Source organism: Bacillus cereus group sp. BfR-BA-01330 (assembly GCF_022663885.1).
Classification (GTDB): domain Bacteria; phylum Bacillota; class Bacilli; order Bacillales; family Bacillaceae_G; genus Bacillus_A; species Bacillus_A cereus.
Genome location: NZ_JAKUGK010000003.1, coordinates 166,695 through 185,204, shown reverse-complemented (window position 1 = coordinate 185,204; position 18,510 = coordinate 166,695). Strand labels below are relative to the sequence as shown.

The window sequence follows — 18,510 nt, the reverse complement described above, 5'->3', positions numbered from 1 at the left end:
CTATATGAATTTTTCCACAAAAAAATAGAGTAAGGTGTGAACCTTACTCCATCTCTGCAAATACCATACGATCTTTTCCGTTAATATCGAAAACAACCTCAACATGAGCATGTGGAAAAGCTTGTTGTAACAATCTTTTTACATCCTCACCTTGTCCTACTCCAATTTCAAACGCCACAATCGCTTTCTTCTGCAACACATTCGGCAATTCTTCCATAAAACGGCGATAGAAATCTAATCCGTCTTCACCACCAACAAGTGCTCTCTTCGGCTCATGCTCTTTCACAACAGGAGAAAGACCACGCCAATCCTCTTCCGGTATATATGGAGGATTTGAAACAACAACATCTAGCTTTTGACCCGTTTTATGAAATGGTGACAATAAATCACCGTGATAGAACGTTACTTCTGCACCTAAAGCTTTTGCATTTTCTTTTGCAACTTCAATCGACTCTTGTGCAATATCTACTGTATACACATGAAGATTTTTATTTTCTAAAGCAAGCGTAATAGAAATCGCTCCACTACCTGTACCTATATCTGCTACATGTAGTTTCTCATCACCAAAATGGCGCTCGATTCTTTCTAATACTCCCACTATAAGCTCTTCTGTTTCCGGCCTTGGTATTAATACTTCTTCATTCACAAAGAAAGACCGTCCATAAAACATTTCATAACCAATCATATATTGAATAGGAATACCTTCTACATGCTTATGGATAAACTCCGTAAAGCTTTTCTCTTGTTCCTCAGTTATTTCTTCACGCATATTCATAAGTAATCCTGTTCTGTTCACCTTTAATACATGACAAAGGACAATTTCTCCCGCATTTTCATCTCGTCCATTTTCCTGTAAAAAAGAAGAAGCCCATTTCAGGGCTTCATAGACACGCATTACTCAGCTGCCTCCATCTTTTGAGCCTGATCTTCCATCACTAAGGCATTGATGAAATCATCTAACTTACCTTGTAAGATTTGATCTAGCTTTTGAATCGTTAAACCGATTCGATGGTCTGTAACACGGTTTTGCGGGAAGTTATACGTACGAATACGCTCTGAACGATCTCCCGTACCAACAGCTTGTTTACGGTTTTGATCATACTCAGCTTGCGCTTCTTGTCTAAACTTATCATAAACACGTGCGCGTAATACTTTCATCGCTTTTTCTTTATTCTTGATCTGTGATTTCTCATCCTGACAAGATACAACTACACCAGTCGGTAAATGCGTTAAACGCACCGCTGACATCGTTGTATTAACGCTCTGTCCACCAGGTCCACTAGAAGCGAATGTATCAACACGAACATCTTTCTCATGAATATCAATTTCTACTTCTTCTGCCTCTGGTAATACAGCTACAGTTGCTGTAGATGTATGAATACGTCCACCAGATTCCGTTTCAGGAACACGTTGTACACGGTGAGCACCATTCTCGAATTTCAGCTTCGCGAAAGCACCTTTACCATTAATCATAAAGATAATCTCTTTATATCCACCTAACTCTGTATAGCTAGCCTCAATAATCTCCGTTTTCCAGCCCTGTACCTCAGCGTAACGGCTATACATACGGTATAAGTCACCAGCAAATAAAGCTGCCTCGTCTCCACCAGCAGCTCCACGAACCTCAACGATAACGTTCTTATCATCATTAGGGTCTTTTGGAACAAGTAAAATTTTCAGACGCTCTGATAATGTTTTATCTTGTGATTCTAACTCAGAAACTTCTTCTTTTACCATTTCACGCATTTCTGCGTCTAACTTATCTTCTAACATTGCTTTCGCATCTTTTAATTGCTCACGAACATCCTTATACTCACGATACACCTCTACCGTTTCCTGTATATCAGACTGTTCCTTTGAATATTCACGAAGCTTATTTGAATCACTAATAATCGCTGGATCACTTAACAATTCATTTAACTTCTCATAACGATTTTCTACAGCTTGCAAACGATCTAACACATCATTCACCTCTACATCCTAGTATCTAATACAAATAGTATATGGTACTTACTCAAAAAAACGCAAATTATATTTAAAAGCGCAAGCGGCTCGCTCAGAATCGCAGGCCATTGGAGCTCTCGACCTTGAAGCGCTTTTTGCTTCGAGCGAGAGAGCGAAATGGCCTGCGATTCTAGCCGCTGGAGCTAGATAATATATTTAAAAGTGGCGGTGGCTCTTTCAGCTCTGACCAACTAAGGTTCTTTCGACCTAAAGGCGCTTTTTACCTTTCGGGCGGAAGGTTCTTAGATGCGAAGAGCTAGCCACCGGAACTAGATATATTTAAAAGCGTAAGCGGCTCACACCGCTCATTCTCTCTATTTTGAAAAAAACCCGCCTTGCGCAGCGAGTTTTACTTATCTTTGTTTGCAGGTACTGCATGACAATGACGACAACGTGGTTCATACGATTCTGAAGCTCCAACTAAAATAATTGGATCATCAAATGCCGCTGGTTCTCCATCAATTAATCGTTGTGTACGACTTGCTGGAGATCCACATACAGAACATACTGCTTGTAGTTTTGTCACATGTTCAGCAATCGCCATCAGCTGAGGAACTTGTCCAAATGGTAGACCACGGAAATCTTGGTCTAAACCAGCTACAATGACACGATAGCCACGATTTGCCAATACTTGCACCACTTCCACAATGTCCCCATCAAAAAATTGCACCTCATCGATTGCAATAACATCCAGCTCTTCTGTAATATGTTCAAATATATCCTTTGAAGCTGAAACAGGAACTGCTTTTACCTTTAATCCGTTATGTGATACAACATCTTCTTCACTATATCGATTATCAATACATGGTTTAAATACAATTGCATGTTGTTTTGCAAATTGCGTACGGCGCACACGGCGGATTAGCTCTTCTGACTTGCCAGAAAACATACTACCGCAAATCACTTCAATCCAGCCATTTTGATTTATTAAGTACATGAAGCTCTCCTTTCATCTACTTTTCAGTTAAAAGTAGGGTAAAGGTATAATATTTTCGCAAAAAAAACAGACAAGCGAATACATACACTTGCCTGTTTTATGTTTTTATTACTTAAGACCGTATTTCTTATTGAAGCGGTCAACGCGTCCGTCTGCAGTAGCAAACTTCTGACGTCCAGTGTAGAATGGGTGAGAATCAGAACTGATCTCAACTTTTAGTAATGGATAAGTGTTACCATCTTCCCACTCAACAGTTTCGTTAGATCCTTTAGTAGATCCGCTTAAGAATTTGAAGCCTGTGTTTGTGTCCATGAATACAACTTTCTTGTAATCTGGGTGAATTCCTGCTTTCATTCTTTTCATCTCCTTCCGCCCTGAATCATTTTCGAAACAGAGTTTTTCATCTTCAGCTGCATACACAACTATATTGATGAAACACATATGATGAAATTATAACAAGGCTAACTTCATTTTGCAACTACCTGTTTTTGTCTTTTGAAATTAAAAGTGTAGACGGCTCGTTTAGCTCTGACTGGCTAAGGTTCTCTCGCACAAAAAGTGCTTTTTACCTTTAGTGCGGGAGGTTCTTAGACACGAAGAGCTAGCCGTCGGAACTAGATACAATTTAAAAGCAGAAGCGGCTCGTTCAGAATGGGAGGGGGATGGAGCTTCTGACGTAGAGGTGCTTTTTACCTTGTAGGAAGACGCGAAGCCACCGACCATTCTAGCCGCTGGAGCTGGATATTATCTTAAAAGTGGCGGTGGCTCGCTCAGCTCTGACCAGCTAAGGTTCTTTCGCCCTAAAGGTGCTTTTTACCTTTCGGGCGGAAGGTTCTTAGATGCGAAGAGCTAGCCACCAGAACTGGATATTACTTAAGAATCCAGGACACTTCGAACTCTCGATCTTGAAGCGCTTTTTGCTTCATGCGAGAGAGCGAAATGACCGGAGATTTTAGCCGCTGGAGGGAGCTCATCCAGCTCTGACTAGCTCAGGTTCTTTCACTTATTTCTCTCTTTAATATCACCTAAACAGCATAAAAAACTCGCTTACTATAAAATAAGCGAGTCTTGATTTTTTCCCTTTACTTAGTTGTTACATACCTTTTCGAGTCTGCAACAATGTTTTGTAAAAACTCTTCATTTGTCTTCGTTTGACGAAGCTTACGTAAGAAACTTTCAACAAAGTCTGGTGTATCACGCATTGTCTTACGAATGCCCCATAACTTGTCTAAATGTTCTTTTGGAATTAATAGATCTTCTTTACGTGTACCAGAACGACGAATATCAATCGCTGGGAAGATACGACGTTCAGCTAATGAACGATCTAAGTGAAGTTCCATATTTCCAGTTCCTTTAAATTCCTCGTAAATAACATCGTCCATACGTGATCCTGTATCAACAAGGGCTGTTGCTAAAATTGTTAAGCTACCGCCTTCTTCAATATTACGTGCAGCTCCAAAGAAACGCTTCGGTCTATGGAAGGCAGCTGGATCGATACCACCTGATAATGTTCTACCACTTGGTGGAATAACGAGGTTGTAAGCTCGAGCTAAACGGGTAATACTATCCATTAAAATGATAACATCTTTCTTGTGCTCTACAAGACGCATCGCACGTTCTAACACAAGCTCAGCTACTTTAATATGATTTTCTGGTACTTCATCAAAAGTAGAACTTACAACATCTCCTTTAACAGAACGTTCAATGTCTGTTACTTCCTCTGGACGCTCATCAATTAAAAGTACAATTAGTTCTGCTTCCGGATGATTTGTTGTAACACTGTGCGCGATTTCTTTTAATAGACTTGTTTTACCAGCCTTTGGAGGCGCAACAATTAAACCACGTTGTCCAAATCCAACTGGTGCGATTAAATCCATGATGCGTGTCGGTAACTTTTTCGGTTCCGTTTCCAATTTCATTTGGCGATCTGGGTATAATGGTGTTAATGCAGGGAAATGCACACGCTCTTTTGCTGAATCTGGATCATCTCCGTTTACAGCTTCAACTTGTAATAACCCAAAATAGCGTTCATTTTCTTTCGGAGGTCGTACTTTACCAGAAACCTTATCTCCATTACGTAAATCGAAACGACGAATTTGCGAAGCTGAGATATAAATATCTTCTGAGCTTGGAGAATAGTTGATAGGACGTAGGAATCCAAATCCTTCTGATTGAATAATTTCTAATACGCCTTCCATGAAAAAGAAACCTTCTTTTTCTGCTCGAGCTTTCAAAATAGAAAAAATCAGCTCTTTTTTCGTTAACTTGCTATAATACGAAATCTTAAATTCTTTCGCAAGCTCGTATAACTCTTTTAATTTCATGTTTTCTAATGCTGCAATTGACAAATTCATTCAGACACCACACTTTAACGTTATTCTCTTTTTTCATGGGTAAAGGGAAAAAATACGGAAGGCAAATAATTAATAATGAAAGGCAATAAGTTCAAGTAGGGTAATATTCACTATTGTAACCCTTTTATCTAGTTTTAATCAATACGTTGGAACACAAATACAAGAAGCGAAGACAAGAAAATTTGTCTTCGCTTCTTATTTAATTTAGTTCCAGCTCCAATAGTTAGAAAGATCGACCATTTTAACCTTTCTGAAGGAGCTGCTTACGCTTTTTATTTAATCTAGCTTCAGCAGTTAGAATGGTCAGTGGCTTCACTTCTTCCTGCGAGGCAAAAAGCGCCTCTACGTCAGAAGCTCCATCCCCCTCCCATTCTGAACAAGCTGCTTACGCTTTTTACTTAAATCCAGCTCCGGTGGCTAGAAGGGTCAGTCATTTCCCCCCTTCCTGCGAGGCACAAAACGCCTCTTCGTCAGGAGTTCCAATGCCTTCCCCTTCTGAGCAAGCCACCTCTGCTTTTTACTTAATAACCAAGTTCGGTTTTTTATTTAAGCTATGACGACCATCTACGAAGCGAACTGTGCCTGATTTTGCGCGCATAACAAGGGATTGCGTTGTTCCTACGCTACCTTTAAATTGAACACCACGTAATAGTTCTCCATCTGTTACGCCTGTTGCTGCAAAGATTGCATCGTCACCTTTTACTAAGTCCTCCATGCGAAGGATACGATTAATGTCTTCTATGCCCATTTTTTTACAACGTGCTAATTCAGCTTCGTTTTGTGGCAATAGTTTTCCGTGAATTTCTCCACCTAAACATTTTAAAGCAACTGCTGCTAATACACCTTCAGGTGCTCCACCAGATCCAAATAAAATATCTACACCTGTACGATCAAACGCTGTATTAATCGCTCCAGCTACATCTCCATCATTAATCAATTTAATGCGCGCACCAGCTTTACGAATTTCTTCAATAATTTCTTGATGACGTGGACGATTTAAAACTGTCGCTACAACATCTTCAATATCTTTATTTTTCGCTTTCGCAACTGCACGTAAGTTATCAATAATAGGCGCATCAATGTCGACCGCCCCAACTGCTTCTGGGCCAACCGCGATTTTATCCATGTACATGTCAGGGGCATGTAACAAATTACCGTGGTCTGCAATTGCAATGACAGCAAGAGCATTCCAGCCACCAGCTGCTACGATGTTTGTCCCTTCTAAAGGATCAACCGCAACGTCTACACGTGGTCCATATCCTGTACCTAATTTCTCTCCGATATATAGCATTGGTGCTTCATCCATCTCACCTTCACCAATTACAACTGTACCTTTCATCGGAATTGTATCAAATACATCACGCATAGCTGATGTTGCTGCACCGTCTGCCTCATCCTTTTTCCCGCGCCCCATCCAACGCGCTGATGATAAAGCTGCAGCCTCTGTTACACGTACTAACTCCATAGATAAACTTCTTTCCACGATAATCCCTCTCCTTTAAGCCTTTATATTTCTGCCGTATTTTGTGAATCGTGTTTTTCTATAAAGTGTACTTCCGCAAGTAGTGATGCTTCGCTTCCCCCTTGCGGAAGTATCACTTATGCGTTCTTCATTTCTTCAATTTCTTGCTTTGTCATTTGTTCTCGCCAAATGTTTGCACCAAGCCCTTTAAGCTTGTCCACTATATTCTCATAACCTCGATCAATATGCTCAAGTCCTGTTACTTCTGTAATTCCATCTGCCATTAACCCTGCAATAACAAGTGCCGCTCCTGCTCGTAAATCACTCGCCTTCACTTTTGCACCTTGCAGTAACACAGGACCAGTTACAATTGCCGAACGACCCTCTACTTTAATTTGAGCATTCATACGACGTAATTCATCAATGTGTTTGAAACGGGCACCGTAAATTGTATCTGTTACAACTCCCGTCCCGTGCGCCTTTGTTAAAAGCGTCGTAAACGGCTGTTGTAAATCCGTTGGAAAACCTGGATATACAAGCGTTTTGATATCAACTACTTTTAACTTTCTATTACCGTTCACCGTAATTTGATCATCGTTCGTTTCAACTTGAACACCAGCTTCTCTTAGCTTTGCAGTAACTGATTCTAAATGCTGAGGAATAACGTTATCAACCGTTACTTCTCCTCCTGATGCAGCTCCTAGAATCATATACGTACCAGCTTCAATACGATCTGGAATGATAGTATGGTGACAACCATGTAAAGAGTCAACACCATCTATTCGGATTACATCAGTACCAGCACCTTTAATACGTGCTCCCATGCTTGTTAACAATGTAGCTACATCAATGATCTCAGGCTCTTTCGCTGCATTTTCAATAACAGTTCTACCTTTCGCTCGTACAGCTGCTAGCATAATATTAATCGTAGCTCCTACACTAACAACATCTAAATAAATACGTGCCCCGCGTAGCTCATCTGCTCTTAAATAGATGGCACCTTGTTCATTCGTAACATGTGCACCTAGCGCTTCAAACCCTTTAATATGCTGATCAATCGGCCTCGGACCTAAATGACATCCACCCGGAAGCCCAATAACAGCTTTTTTAAAACGGCCAAGCATTGCACCCATTAAATAATAAGAAGCGCGCAATTTTTTCACTTTTCCATTTGGCAAAGGCATTGCAACCATGTTAGAAGGATCGACTACCATCTCTTCCTCCTGTCCATAAGTTACTTTCCCTCCAATTTCCTCTAGTAAGTCTCCTAACATTTTCACGTCCGAAATATTAGGGACACCACCAATAGTTACTGGAGTATCTGCTAAAATTGTCGCTGGAATTAATGCAACGGCACTGTTCTTTGCACCACTTACTCGAATTGTTCCATTTAAAGCTCTTCCGCCTTCAATTAGCAATTTTTCCATATTGAGCTCCCTTCTTGTGAATGTATTTACTTTCTATCTTTTTATAGAAAGCTCCCCTTAAGAATCTCAATTACTCTTTCCATCCCAAAACTCAATAAATAGGAAACCATTATCTTCATTTCTCCTGTAGCACGAATAGATAAAGATCAACTATTCATCGAATTTACTTTATCAATTTAGATACGTTATCACATTTATTAATAGGACTATGCACATTATTTTCTATTTAAAAACCAAAAATGATAAAATCTTTAGACTTGTTCACGCTTTCATTATACAACGAAAGGAAACCGTCTAAAAGACTAGACGGTTTCCAAAACGGAATTTTATTCTTACGCTTTACCGTTAGAACCGAATTCGCGAATTTTACCAATAACAGTTGCTTTGATAGCGTCGCGGCCAGGTCCGATAAATTTACGAGGATCGTAAACTTCTTGGTCTTTGTTTAATACTTCACGAACAGCTTTTGTAAACTCGATTTGGTTCTCAGTGTTTACGTTGATTTTTGAAGTACCTAAAGAGATAGCTTTTTCGATATCAGCAGTTGGGATACCAGTACCACCATGTAATACTAAAGGTACGCCAGTGAAGTCACGAACTTGTTCCATTTCAGCGAATCCTAAGTTAGGCTCACCTTTGTAAGGACCGTGTACAGAACCTAAAGCTGGAGCTAGGCAATCGATACCTGTTGCTTCAACAAGGTGCTTACACTCTGCTGGGTCAGCGTAAATTACGCCTTCAGCGATTACGTCGTCTTCTTGTCCGCCAACTGTTCCAAGCTCAGCTTCAACAGATACGTTACGAGCGTGTGCGTATTCTACTACTTGTTTAGTAGTTTCAACGTTTTCTTCGAATGGGTGGTGAGAAGCGTCGATCATTACAGATGTGAAACCTGCATCGATTGCTTCTTTACATTTTTCGAAGCTTGAACCATGGTCAAGGTGAATCGCTACAGGAACAGTGATGTTCATTTCTTCGATTAAAGCTTTAACCATGGCTACAACTGTTTTGAAACCAGTCATATGACGAGCTGCACCCTCAGATACACCTAGGATTACAGGAGATTTTTCTTCTTCCGCAGCAGCTAAGATAGCTTGAGTCCACTCTAAGTTGTTCATGTTGAATTGACCAACTGCGTATTTTCCTTCTAGTGCTTTGTTTAGCATTTCTTTCATAGAAACTAAAGGCATGGTGAATCCTCCTAAAAAACGTTTTTTGTATCCGATAAGTTCTTATCGCTGGTAGTATGACCAGAATAAGGTAAAATATGTATATCTACATACCGGACTTTTTTCTACACTCAATAGGATAACAACTTGTACTCAAAAACTCAACCGTATTCACCTGCACAATAGTCCATGTAAACGCTTTTTTCCATATTTTTTATAAAAAATTCATTTTTATGCCTCTACAGCGAGCTCATTTCTCACAGCTTGACGAATTTCATCAATATCAAATGGTTTAGCAAAATGCATTAAAGCTCCTAAATCTTTTGCTTCTTGGATCATATCAAGCTCTCCATAAGCAGTCATTAAAATTACTTTAATACTCTCATCAATTTCTTTTACATGCTTTAAAATCTCTATACCATCCATGCCTGGAATTTTCATATCTAACACTACTAAATCTGGATTATCTTTTTTCACGATATCTAAAGCTTGAAATCCATTCGCTGCTTGGAATGTCTGATAACCTTCTTTTTGGAACACTTCATGTAATAACACACGAATCCCATATTGATCATCAACGATTAAAATTTTACCTTCCATAATTCCCAACCTTTCTGTGTAAGTACAAGATTTAAAGCTTCTTATATCTTAACGATTTAATTTCGCTATTCTTTGGCAAATTCCTTCCTATTCTTTCTTATTTTACCGTTTCCTATTTTGTTATGCTACCCTACGATTTCACCTTTCTAAAAAAATAAATTATAATGAAAGCCGGCAAACACGTACGAAGGGAGTAACATTATGTTAAAAATTTTTTCAACTCAATTAAGTGGTTATTTCTCCAGGGTTTCTCAAAAAGAAGAAATGAATATAGAAGATAGCGCTCGTTTACTTGCTCAAGCACTAGTTGGCGATGGTTTCATTTATTTACATGGTACAAATGAAATGGAGGGCGTTGTTGCCGAGGCACTATTCGGTGCTGAACCAATGAAGCAAGCAAAACGCTTATTTGAAAATGGTAAAGAAGCAGAAGTAACCTCTGCGGATCGTGTACTTCTTATTAGCCGTTTTTCAACAGATGAAGCGGTTGTAGAAATTGCAAAAAAACTACAAGAAGAGGGACACTCTATTGTCGGCATTTCTGCTCTTCAAGAAGGTACGGAATCACTCGAACGATATACAGACGTACATATTGATACAAAACTGTTAAAAGGTCTTATTCCAGACGATGAAGGTAATCGCTACGGATTCCCAAGTTTAATAGTAGCTTTATTTGCTTATCACGGGATTAAATTTACAATTGATGAAATGTTAAATGAATATTAAAAAAGCGCCTTATTTCAGGCGCTTTTTTTATTACTTGCTCTCTTTATTCGTAATAGAAGCTCTTACGAAGTCATGGAACAATGGTTGTGGACGGTTTGGACGAGAAACAAGTTCTGGGTGGAACTGTGCTGCCACGAACCAAGGGTGGTCTTTTATTTCAATGATTTCAACTAGACGGCCGTCTGGGCTTGTACCAGAGAATACAAATCCTTCTTTTTCCATATCCGGACGGAACTGATTGTTGAACTCATAACGATGACGATGACGCTCATATACAACCGGCTCATTATAAGCATTGTAAGCATTTGTTTCTTCAGCAAGCTTACATGGGTATAGACCAAGACGAAGTGTACCACCTAGGTCCTCTACATCTTTTTGTTCTGGTAATAAGTCGATGATTGCATATGGTGTGTCAGGGTTGATTTCAGAAGAGTTAGCACCTTCTAAACCTAATACATTACGTGCGAATTCGATTGATGCAAGTTGCATACCTAAGCAAATTCCTAAGAATGGAACTTTGTTTTCACGAGCATATTGAATCGCAACGATTTTACCTTCTACACCACGATCGCCGAAGCCACCTGGTACAAGGATACCGTCTGTATCGCCAACTAATTCTTTTACGTTTTCTGCTGTTACGTGCTCAGCATTTACCCATTTTACTTCTACATCTGTGTCGAATGAGTAACCAGCATGACGAAGTGCTTCTACAACAGAAATATAAGCATCTTGAAGTTCTACATATTTACCAACAAGAGCGATTTTTGTTTTCTTAGAAAGATTACGCACTTTGTTAACTAGAGCAGTCCACTCTGTCATATCTGCAGCTGGATTGTCTAATTTTAAGTGGTCACAAACGATTTGGTCCATGTTTTGTTCTTGAAGAGATAATGGAACCGCATATAAAGTATCTGCATCGCGAGCTTCGATAACTGCTTTTGTATCAATGTCACAGAATAATGCAAGCTTGTCTTTCATATCTTGAGAAACAGGCATTTCTGTACGAACAACGATAATGTTTGGTTGAATACCTAAGCTACGAAGTTCTTTAACACTATGTTGTGTTGGTTTTGTCTTCATTTCACCCGCTGCTTTTAAGTACGGGATTAACGTACAGTGAATGTACATTACATTGTCACGACCGATGTCGCTCTTAATTTGACGGATTGCTTCTAAGAATGGTAGAGACTCGATGTCACCAACAGTTCCACCGATTTCTGTAATAACAACATCCGCATTTGTTTCACGACCAGAACGATATACGCGTTCTTTAATTTCGTTAGTAATGTGAGGAATAACTTGAACTGTTCCTCCTAAATATTCACCGCGACGCTCTTTTTGAAGAACTGAAGAGTAAATTTTACCTGTTGTTACGTTGCTGTATTTGTTTAAGTTAATGTCGATAAAACGCTCATAGTGACCAAGGTCTAAGTCAGTTTCTGCGCCATCATCTGTTACGAATACCTCACCGTGTTGATATGGGCTCATAGTCCCTGGGTCTACGTTAATGTATGGATCAAACTTTTGAATCGTTACGTTTAAACCACGATTTTTTAAAAGTCTTCCAAGAGATGCTGCTGTAATACCTTTTCCTAAAGACGATACTACACCGCCTGTTACAAAAATATACTTAGTCATGAAAAAGCTCCCTTCTATTTTGCTGTTATATAATCACCGTTGCAAAGCGCAACGTATGTAGATAACACTGTATCCATCTTATTGTTAGACTCTTTTTATTTTCTAAACAAAAAACAAAAAAGAAAATTGCTCCCCTCATCACAAAAAGTAATAAGTAGGGAGCAATTTTCTTTTATATTTACACTTTAAAAGTATTATCGTCCTTTTTTAAAGAGCCCAAAAATGATTCTACATGGACGATAATGAAAAGTCAAGAACTACAGTTCTTCCTCTTCTTCTTCTTCAGTTTCGTCATACTCAAGTTCTTCTTCAGCGAAGTCGTCGTCATCTTCGTCTAAATCATCAAGATCGTCGTCATCTCCGTCTTCTTCTTCAAGAACCTTGTCCAAATCTTCTACATCATCATCTTCTTCATTTACGTCTGCATCGTCGAAGTCATCTTCATCTTCTTCAATGTAGTCGTCAAAACCGTCTTCTTCAACTTTACGTTTCTTCTTCGGTTTTGGTTGAGGCAAGATTTCTTCATCAATTTGCTCGTATGGGTACCAGCTGCGTAGTCCCCAACGATTTTCTCCTAAATTAATGAAACGTCCATCGATGTTTAAGTCTGTATAAAATTGTGCGATTTTCGCATTAACTTGCTCTTGAGATAGTCCCAGCACTTGAGCGATTTCTTGAACCAACTCGTTGAATGTCGTTGCTTGTTTTTTATCCCCTAAAACGCTATGTACAACTTCAATCATTGAACATTCTTTTAGCTCTTCTGGTGAATATTGCTTAAAATCCACTTATGCGGCACTTCCTTTCATCAAATATAACATTATATATAACGGCCTGCTTAAAAAAATCCATACTATTCATTATAAACAAAAGTCGCACAAATATGCTACAAAAAAAACGGGAAACTTTTATAGGGTAGTAAAATTATAATTTGTCTGTTCCTTATTTCGGAAGCATATGGGCCCCTTGCAATACATACCTAATTTGCATTTCTGTATATTCTTCGAGCGTATACAGTTTTTGCAGCGCCCAGCGTCTAAATCCCCACATCTGTCCTTGTATAAAAATATTATGGGCAAGAAGCTGTATTTCTTTTTTATTTAATGTAAATGTTCCATTTTCCGTACACTGTTCTAAAATATTCTCGAACATTCCTACCATTTGAAACTCCTTTTCTAATACATACGGAAGTGATTCTTTCGGTAAAAAGCGTACCTCTTGATACATTATCAATACTTCTTCCTGTAATTCGTCCATCACTTTAAAGTAATTCGTTATTGCTATCTTTAAACTTTCTACACTCCCTTTTTCTGTACAAACTACTTCCTCTAATCTTTCTTTTACATGTTCATAAATACTATCACAAACTAAATACAAAACATCATCTTTTGTACGAATGTACTCATAAAGTGTCCCTATACTAAATCCAGCCGCTTTTGCAATTTCTCTCGTTGTTGTACGCGGAAATCCTTTTTGTTTAAACAGTTGCACCGCACCTTTAATCATTTGCTCACGTCTTAACGCAACTAATTTTTCATCTTTCACCGATGCATGTACATTATGTTTAACCATTCCCTTCACCTCTCTCTATTATTTTTTGGAAGGAAAAAGCGTAGGAAAATACCTACGCTTTCGTTCCTACTTCGTTAACATACGAGAAATTACAAGCCTCTGAATCTCTTGTGTTCCTTCATATATTTGTGTAATTTTTGCATCTCGCATATAACGCTCTACTGGATAATCTTTCGTATAACCGTAACCACCAAATACTTGCACCGCTTCAGTCGTCACCCTCATCGCTGTATCTCCTGCAAATACTTTTGACATCGCTGACTCTTTTCCATACGGAAGCCCTTCTGATTCAAGCCAAGCCGCTTGATATGTTAAAAGGCGTGCCGCTTCTACATCTGTTGCCATATCCGCAAGTTTAAAGCCAATCCCTTGCTGCGCCGCAATTGGTTTTCCAAATTGATGGCGCTCCCTTGCATATTCTACAGAAGCATCTAAAGCCCCTTGTGCAATACCAACAGCTTGCGCCGCAATACCGTTACGACCTCCATCTAATGTTTGCATCGCAACTTTAAACCCTTGCCCCTCTTCTCCAAGTAGATTCTCTACAGGAATACGGCAATCTTCAAACATAATTTCAGTCGTTGGTGAAGAGCGAATCCCTAGCTTGCTCTCCTTCTTCCCAACTGAAAATCCCGGTGTATCACTTTCTACAATAAATGCACTCGTACCGCGCTGCTTTGATTCAGGATCAGTTAGCGCAAAAACGACATAAATATCAGCAATACCGCCATTTGTAATGAAAATTTTTGATCCATTTAAAATATAATGGTCTCCATCTCTCTTTGCGATTGTCTTCATTCCACCAGCATCCGATCCAGATCCTGGCTCCGTTAAGCCGTATGCACCAATTTTCTTTCCTTCAGCCATCGGTCGTAAAAACTTTTGCTTTTGCTCTTCCGTCCCAAATTTAAAAATTGGCCATCCCGCAAGTGAAGTATGCGCGGACAGTGTTACGCCTGTTGAAGCACAAACGCGGGATAATTCTTCAATAGCGATTACGTACGCTAAGTAATCGCTTCCAATTCCACCGTACTCTTCAGGCCACGGAATACCGGTTAAACCAAGCTCTGCCATTTGATCAAATAATTCTCGATCAAATCGCTCTTCCTCATCACGCTCAGCTGCTGTTGGTGCCACTTCATTTTTAGCAAAATCTCGAACCATTTTTCTTATCATTTCATGTTCTTCTGATAGTTTAAAATGCATCTCCGTCTCCCCCTCGCCCTTTTATAAAGCACGGCTAATAACAAGTTTCTGTATTTCACTTGTTCCTTCATATATTTGCGTGATTTTCGCATCACGGAAAAATCGTTCTACTGGATAGTCTTTCGTATAACCGTAACCACCAAAAACTTGCACCGCCTCAATCGCGACTTCAACCGCTGTCTTAGAAGCAAATAATTTCGCAATAGATGCTTCTTTACCGCATGGTAATCCCTGTGCCCTAAGAGATGCCGCTCTATATACGAGTAACCTTGCTGCTTCGACACTTGTTGCCATATCTGCAAGCTTGAAGCCAATCCCTTGCTGCGCCGCAATTGGCTTCCCGAATTGCTCTCTTTCTTTTGCATAATCAATTGCACAGCCAAGCGCCGCTTCAGCAATTCCTAACGCCTGCGCACCGATTCCAATTCGCCCAACATCTAAATTCGCCATTGCCACCTTAAATCCTTGTCCTTCTTCCCCAAGTAAATTCTCAGCTGGCACTTTCATATCTTCAAAAGTAAGTTGTACTGTACGAGAACCGAGAAGTCCCATCTTATGTTCATCTTTTCCAATGATTAAACCAGGTGTATCTTTCTCTACTATAAATGCAGAAATACCACTTTTTCCTGCCTCTGGATTTGTAGAAGCGAATACAATGTATGTACTTGCTTCACCACCATTTGTAATAAACACTTTCGATCCATTAATAATATAATGATCACCTTTTTTCACAGCTCTTGATTTCAAACTCCCTGCATCTGATCCTGCATTTGGCTCTGTTAAAGCAAATGCACCTAAATATTCCCCAGTTGCAAGTTTAGAAACATATTTTTTCTTCTGTTCTTCTGTTCCGAAATATAAAATCGGATTCATTCCAACTGACGTATGTACAGCTAAAATTACACCAACTGTTGCACTTACCTTTGAGATTTCCTCAATTGCTAGAATGTAAGATATAAAGTCCATTTCTGCCCCACCGTATTTTGCAGGCGCTGGAATACCCATTAATCCAAGCTCACCCATCTTTTGCAAAATCTCTTTCGGGAACACCCCTTGTTCCATACTAGGAACAAAGGGAGCTATTTCCTTCTGTGCAAAATCCCGAACCATTTTCCTCATCATTTGCTGCTCTTCATTAAAACGAAAGTTCATATATTCCGCCTCCATTTGCTATATATCCTTTAAATAATTTGGTAAGACCACTATGTTGTAACAAAGGGGGCATTTATTCGTAAACGTAGAATCCACGACCTGTTTTACGCCCTAACCATCCTGCATTCACATACTTACGTAATAACGGACATGGGCGATATTTACTATCTCCTAATCCTTCATGCAACACTTCCATAATGTATAAACACGTATCTAAACCGATAAAATCGGCGAGTGTCAAAGGCCCCATCGGATGGTTCATACCAAGCTTCATGACTTCATCAATTGCTTCTTTCGTCGCTACACCTTCATATAACGTATAAATTGCTTCGTTAATCATCGGTAGCAAAATACGATTTGATACAAAACCTGGGAAATCATTCACTTCAACTGGTACTTTCCCAATTTTTTTCGTAATATCTTCAATTGCTTCATATACCGCATCATCGGTAGCCAAACCACGAATAATCTCAACAAGCTTCATAACTGGAACTGGATTCATAAAGTGCATACCGATTACTTTTTCCGGACGCTTCGTTACCGCTGCAATTTCTGTAATTGGCAGAGATGACGTATTCGTTGCTAAAATTGCGTGTTCTGGAGCAATTTCATCTAGATTCGCAAAGATTTTCTTTTTAATATCCATTTTCTCAACAGCTGCTTCAATAATAAGATCCGCTTCTTTCACACAATCTAAATCAAGCGTTACTGTAAGACGATTTAATGTGGCTTCCTTCTCTTCTTCCTTCATACGTCCTTTTTCTACTTGGCGTGCTAAGTTTTTCGTAATGATAGCCAATCCTCTATCTAATTGCTCTTGCTTTAAATCTTGTACCTTCACGTCATATCCTGCCATTGCACATACTTGTGCAATTCCTGATCCCATTTGCCCTGCACCAATTACAACAATGTTTTGTACACCCATTTTTTCTTCCCCCTTAATTGTTAATAAATTTTATACCCTCGAACTTTAATTAGTGAACTTCAATCATCACTGCGTCCCCTTGACCGCCACCGCTACAAATCGAAGCAATTCCAATTCCACCGCCGCGCTGCTTAAGTGCATGGATTAGTGTAACGATAATGCGCGCTCCGCTTGCTCCAATTGGATGTCCCATCGCTACCGCGCCGCCATTTACATTCAATTTTTCCGGATCAATTCCTGCGATTTCTGTACTTGCAATTGCTACCGCTGCAAAGGCTTCATTAATCTCGAATAAATCAATGTCTTCAATTGTCTTTCCTGTTTTTTCAAGCAATGCGTTAATTGCATAACCTGGAGTTCTTGGGAAATCTTTAGATTCCACTGCAATTGCTGTATGCGCCAAAATTGTCGCTAATGGCTTTCTTCCTTCTTGCTTCGCTCTGTCTTCGCTCATTAATACAAGTGCGGCACCACCATCGTTTAGTCCCGGCGCATTACCAGCTGTCACCGTCGCTGTCTTATCAAATACAGGTTTTAACTTTGCTAACTTTTCAATCGTTGTATCTTCACGTGGCGCCTCATCCTTTGCAACGACAATAGGATCGCCTTTTCTTTGCGGAATCGTTACTGGCACGATTTCCTCTTCAAAACGCCCTTCTTTATGCGCTGAAACCGCACGCTGATGGCTACGATATGCCCATTCATCTTGCGCTTCGCGAGAAATTCCATCTTCCTTTGCAACTTCTCCGCCATAAACGCCCATGTGTGTACCTGAAAATGCGCATGTTAAACCGTCAGCAACGTTTAAATCAATAACTTCGTTGTTGCCCATTCTGTATCCCCATCTTGCTCCACGTAAAATGTAAGGACTGTTACTCATCGACTCCATACCGCCAGCTACAATCAGTGATTGATCGCCAGTACGAATAATCTGATCCGCTAACGTAACCGCACGAAGCCCTGATGCACAAACTTTATTCACTGTTTCCGTCTGCACTTCCCAAGGGATTCCAGCAGCCCTCGCAGCTTGGCGCGATGGAATTTGTCCCTGCCCACCTTGAATAACCGTTCCAAATATAACTTCTTCAACATCACTAGCCGCAACATTTGCTCTTTCAAGCGCTGCTTTAATTGCAATTCCTCCAAGTTCCGTCGCTTTTACATCCTTTAAAGATCCTCCAAATTTTCCAACTGGTGTTCTTGCAGCACTTAAAATAACTGTTTTACTCATGTTTCTTTCCCCCATTTCATTTTTTAACACTGAGCGCTCGCTCGGTATCCCTACGTTGAGAAGAGGTGCAATCATTGCACCTCTTTCTAAAGTTGTATACATTCTTA

At 39.7% G+C, this 18,510-nt stretch carries 17 protein-coding genes; 1 reads left to right on the top strand and 16 read right to left on the bottom strand.

The window, feature by feature from the left end; translation table 11 throughout:
* Positions 1-43 precede the first annotated feature (43 nt).
* The 9 genes from prmC to spo0F form a co-directional block, all read right to left on the bottom strand.
* Positions 44-895, bottom strand: coding sequence for a peptide chain release factor N(5)-glutamine methyltransferase (prmC, locus tag MR112_RS10025; RefSeq protein WP_001267065.1), 852 nt, complete (start codon positions 893-895; stop codon positions 44-46).
* On the bottom strand, positions 895-1,962 hold the full coding sequence (gene prfA / locus MR112_RS10020; RefSeq protein ID WP_000887064.1) for a peptide chain release factor 1: 1,068 nt from the start codon (positions 1,960-1,962) through the stop codon (positions 895-897). The genes prmC and prfA overlap by 1 nt, the downstream gene beginning before the upstream one ends.
* Before the next feature lie 391 nt (positions 1,963-2,353).
* A complete protein-coding gene (locus MR112_RS10015; protein WP_000280859.1) occupies positions 2,354-2,941 on the bottom strand; it encodes a thymidine kinase in 588 nt (195 codons plus the stop codon).
* A gap of 108 nt (positions 2,942-3,049) precedes the next feature.
* Positions 3,050-3,295: a type B 50S ribosomal protein L31 gene (locus tag MR112_RS10010; RefSeq protein WP_000643433.1), complete on the bottom strand. Its 246-nt coding sequence runs from the start codon at positions 3,293-3,295 to the stop codon at positions 3,050-3,052.
* A 728-nt stretch (positions 3,296-4,023) separates the two neighbouring features.
* On the bottom strand, positions 4,024-5,295 hold the full coding sequence (gene rho, locus MR112_RS10005) for a transcription termination factor Rho (protein WP_001053903.1): 1,272 nt from the start codon (positions 5,293-5,295) through the stop codon (positions 4,024-4,026).
* 517 nt (positions 5,296-5,812) lie between these two features.
* Entirely contained in the window at positions 5,813-6,778 is a 966-nt protein-coding gene (glpX, locus tag MR112_RS10000) for a class II fructose-bisphosphatase (RefSeq protein WP_000442340.1), read from the bottom strand.
* Positions 6,779-6,894: 116 nt separating this feature from the next.
* Positions 6,895-8,184 (bottom strand): UDP-N-acetylglucosamine 1-carboxyvinyltransferase, encoded by a 1,290-nt coding sequence (gene murA / locus MR112_RS09995; protein ID WP_000413254.1) that lies wholly within the window; start codon positions 8,182-8,184, stop codon positions 6,895-6,897.
* Between the two features lie 332 nt (positions 8,185-8,516).
* Positions 8,517-9,374 (bottom strand): class II fructose-bisphosphate aldolase, encoded by an 858-nt coding sequence (locus MR112_RS09990; RefSeq protein ID WP_001131855.1) that lies wholly within the window; start codon positions 9,372-9,374, stop codon positions 8,517-8,519.
* A gap of 210 nt (positions 9,375-9,584) precedes the next feature.
* Positions 9,585-9,953 (bottom strand): sporulation initiation phosphotransferase Spo0F, encoded by a 369-nt coding sequence (gene spo0F, locus MR112_RS09985; RefSeq protein WP_000398594.1) that lies wholly within the window; start codon positions 9,951-9,953, stop codon positions 9,585-9,587.
* A 201-nt stretch (positions 9,954-10,154) separates the two neighbouring features.
* Between spo0F and MR112_RS09980 the strand changes: the two genes are divergently transcribed.
* Positions 10,155-10,679, top strand: coding sequence for a DUF2529 domain-containing protein (locus tag MR112_RS09980; protein ID WP_000912402.1), 525 nt, complete (start codon positions 10,155-10,157; stop codon positions 10,677-10,679).
* Positions 10,680-10,709: 30 nt separating this feature from the next.
* Here MR112_RS09980 and pyrG read toward each other — a convergent pair whose 3' ends face one another.
* The 7 genes from pyrG to MR112_RS09945 all read right to left on the bottom strand — a co-directional run bounded on the left by pyrG (position 10,710) and on the right by MR112_RS09945 (position 18,505).
* Positions 10,710-12,317 (bottom strand): CTP synthase, encoded by a 1,608-nt coding sequence (gene pyrG, locus MR112_RS09975; protein WP_000170459.1) that lies wholly within the window; start codon positions 12,315-12,317, stop codon positions 10,710-10,712.
* A 257-nt stretch (positions 12,318-12,574) separates the two neighbouring features.
* On the bottom strand, positions 12,575-13,105 hold the full coding sequence (rpoE, locus tag MR112_RS09970; RefSeq protein ID WP_071740954.1) for a DNA-directed RNA polymerase subunit delta: 531 nt from the start codon (positions 13,103-13,105) through the stop codon (positions 12,575-12,577).
* A 154-nt stretch (positions 13,106-13,259) separates the two neighbouring features.
* On the bottom strand, positions 13,260-13,889 hold the full coding sequence (locus MR112_RS09965; protein WP_000238605.1) for a TetR/AcrR family transcriptional regulator: 630 nt from the start codon (positions 13,887-13,889) through the stop codon (positions 13,260-13,262).
* 66 nt (positions 13,890-13,955) lie between these two features.
* A complete protein-coding gene (gene acdA / locus MR112_RS09960; protein WP_000545544.1) occupies positions 13,956-15,095 on the bottom strand; it encodes an acyl-CoA dehydrogenase AcdA in 1,140 nt (379 codons plus the stop codon).
* A 21-nt stretch (positions 15,096-15,116) separates the two neighbouring features.
* The gene (locus MR112_RS09955) at positions 15,117-16,247 is read right to left on the bottom strand and encodes an acyl-CoA dehydrogenase (RefSeq protein ID WP_001011179.1); all 1,131 of its coding nucleotides are present in this window, start codon (positions 16,245-16,247) and stop codon (positions 15,117-15,119) included.
* A 73-nt stretch (positions 16,248-16,320) separates the two neighbouring features.
* The gene (locus MR112_RS09950) at positions 16,321-17,172 is read right to left on the bottom strand and encodes a 3-hydroxybutyryl-CoA dehydrogenase (protein ID WP_000538874.1); all 852 of its coding nucleotides are present in this window, start codon (positions 17,170-17,172) and stop codon (positions 16,321-16,323) included.
* 49 nt (positions 17,173-17,221) lie between these two features.
* Positions 17,222-18,505 carry an acetyl-CoA C-acetyltransferase gene (locus MR112_RS09945; protein ID WP_002026635.1) on the bottom strand — a complete coding sequence of 428 codons (1,284 nt, stop codon included), beginning with the start codon at positions 18,503-18,505 and terminating at the stop codon, positions 17,222-17,224.
* Positions 18,506-18,510: the final 5 nt, after the last annotated feature.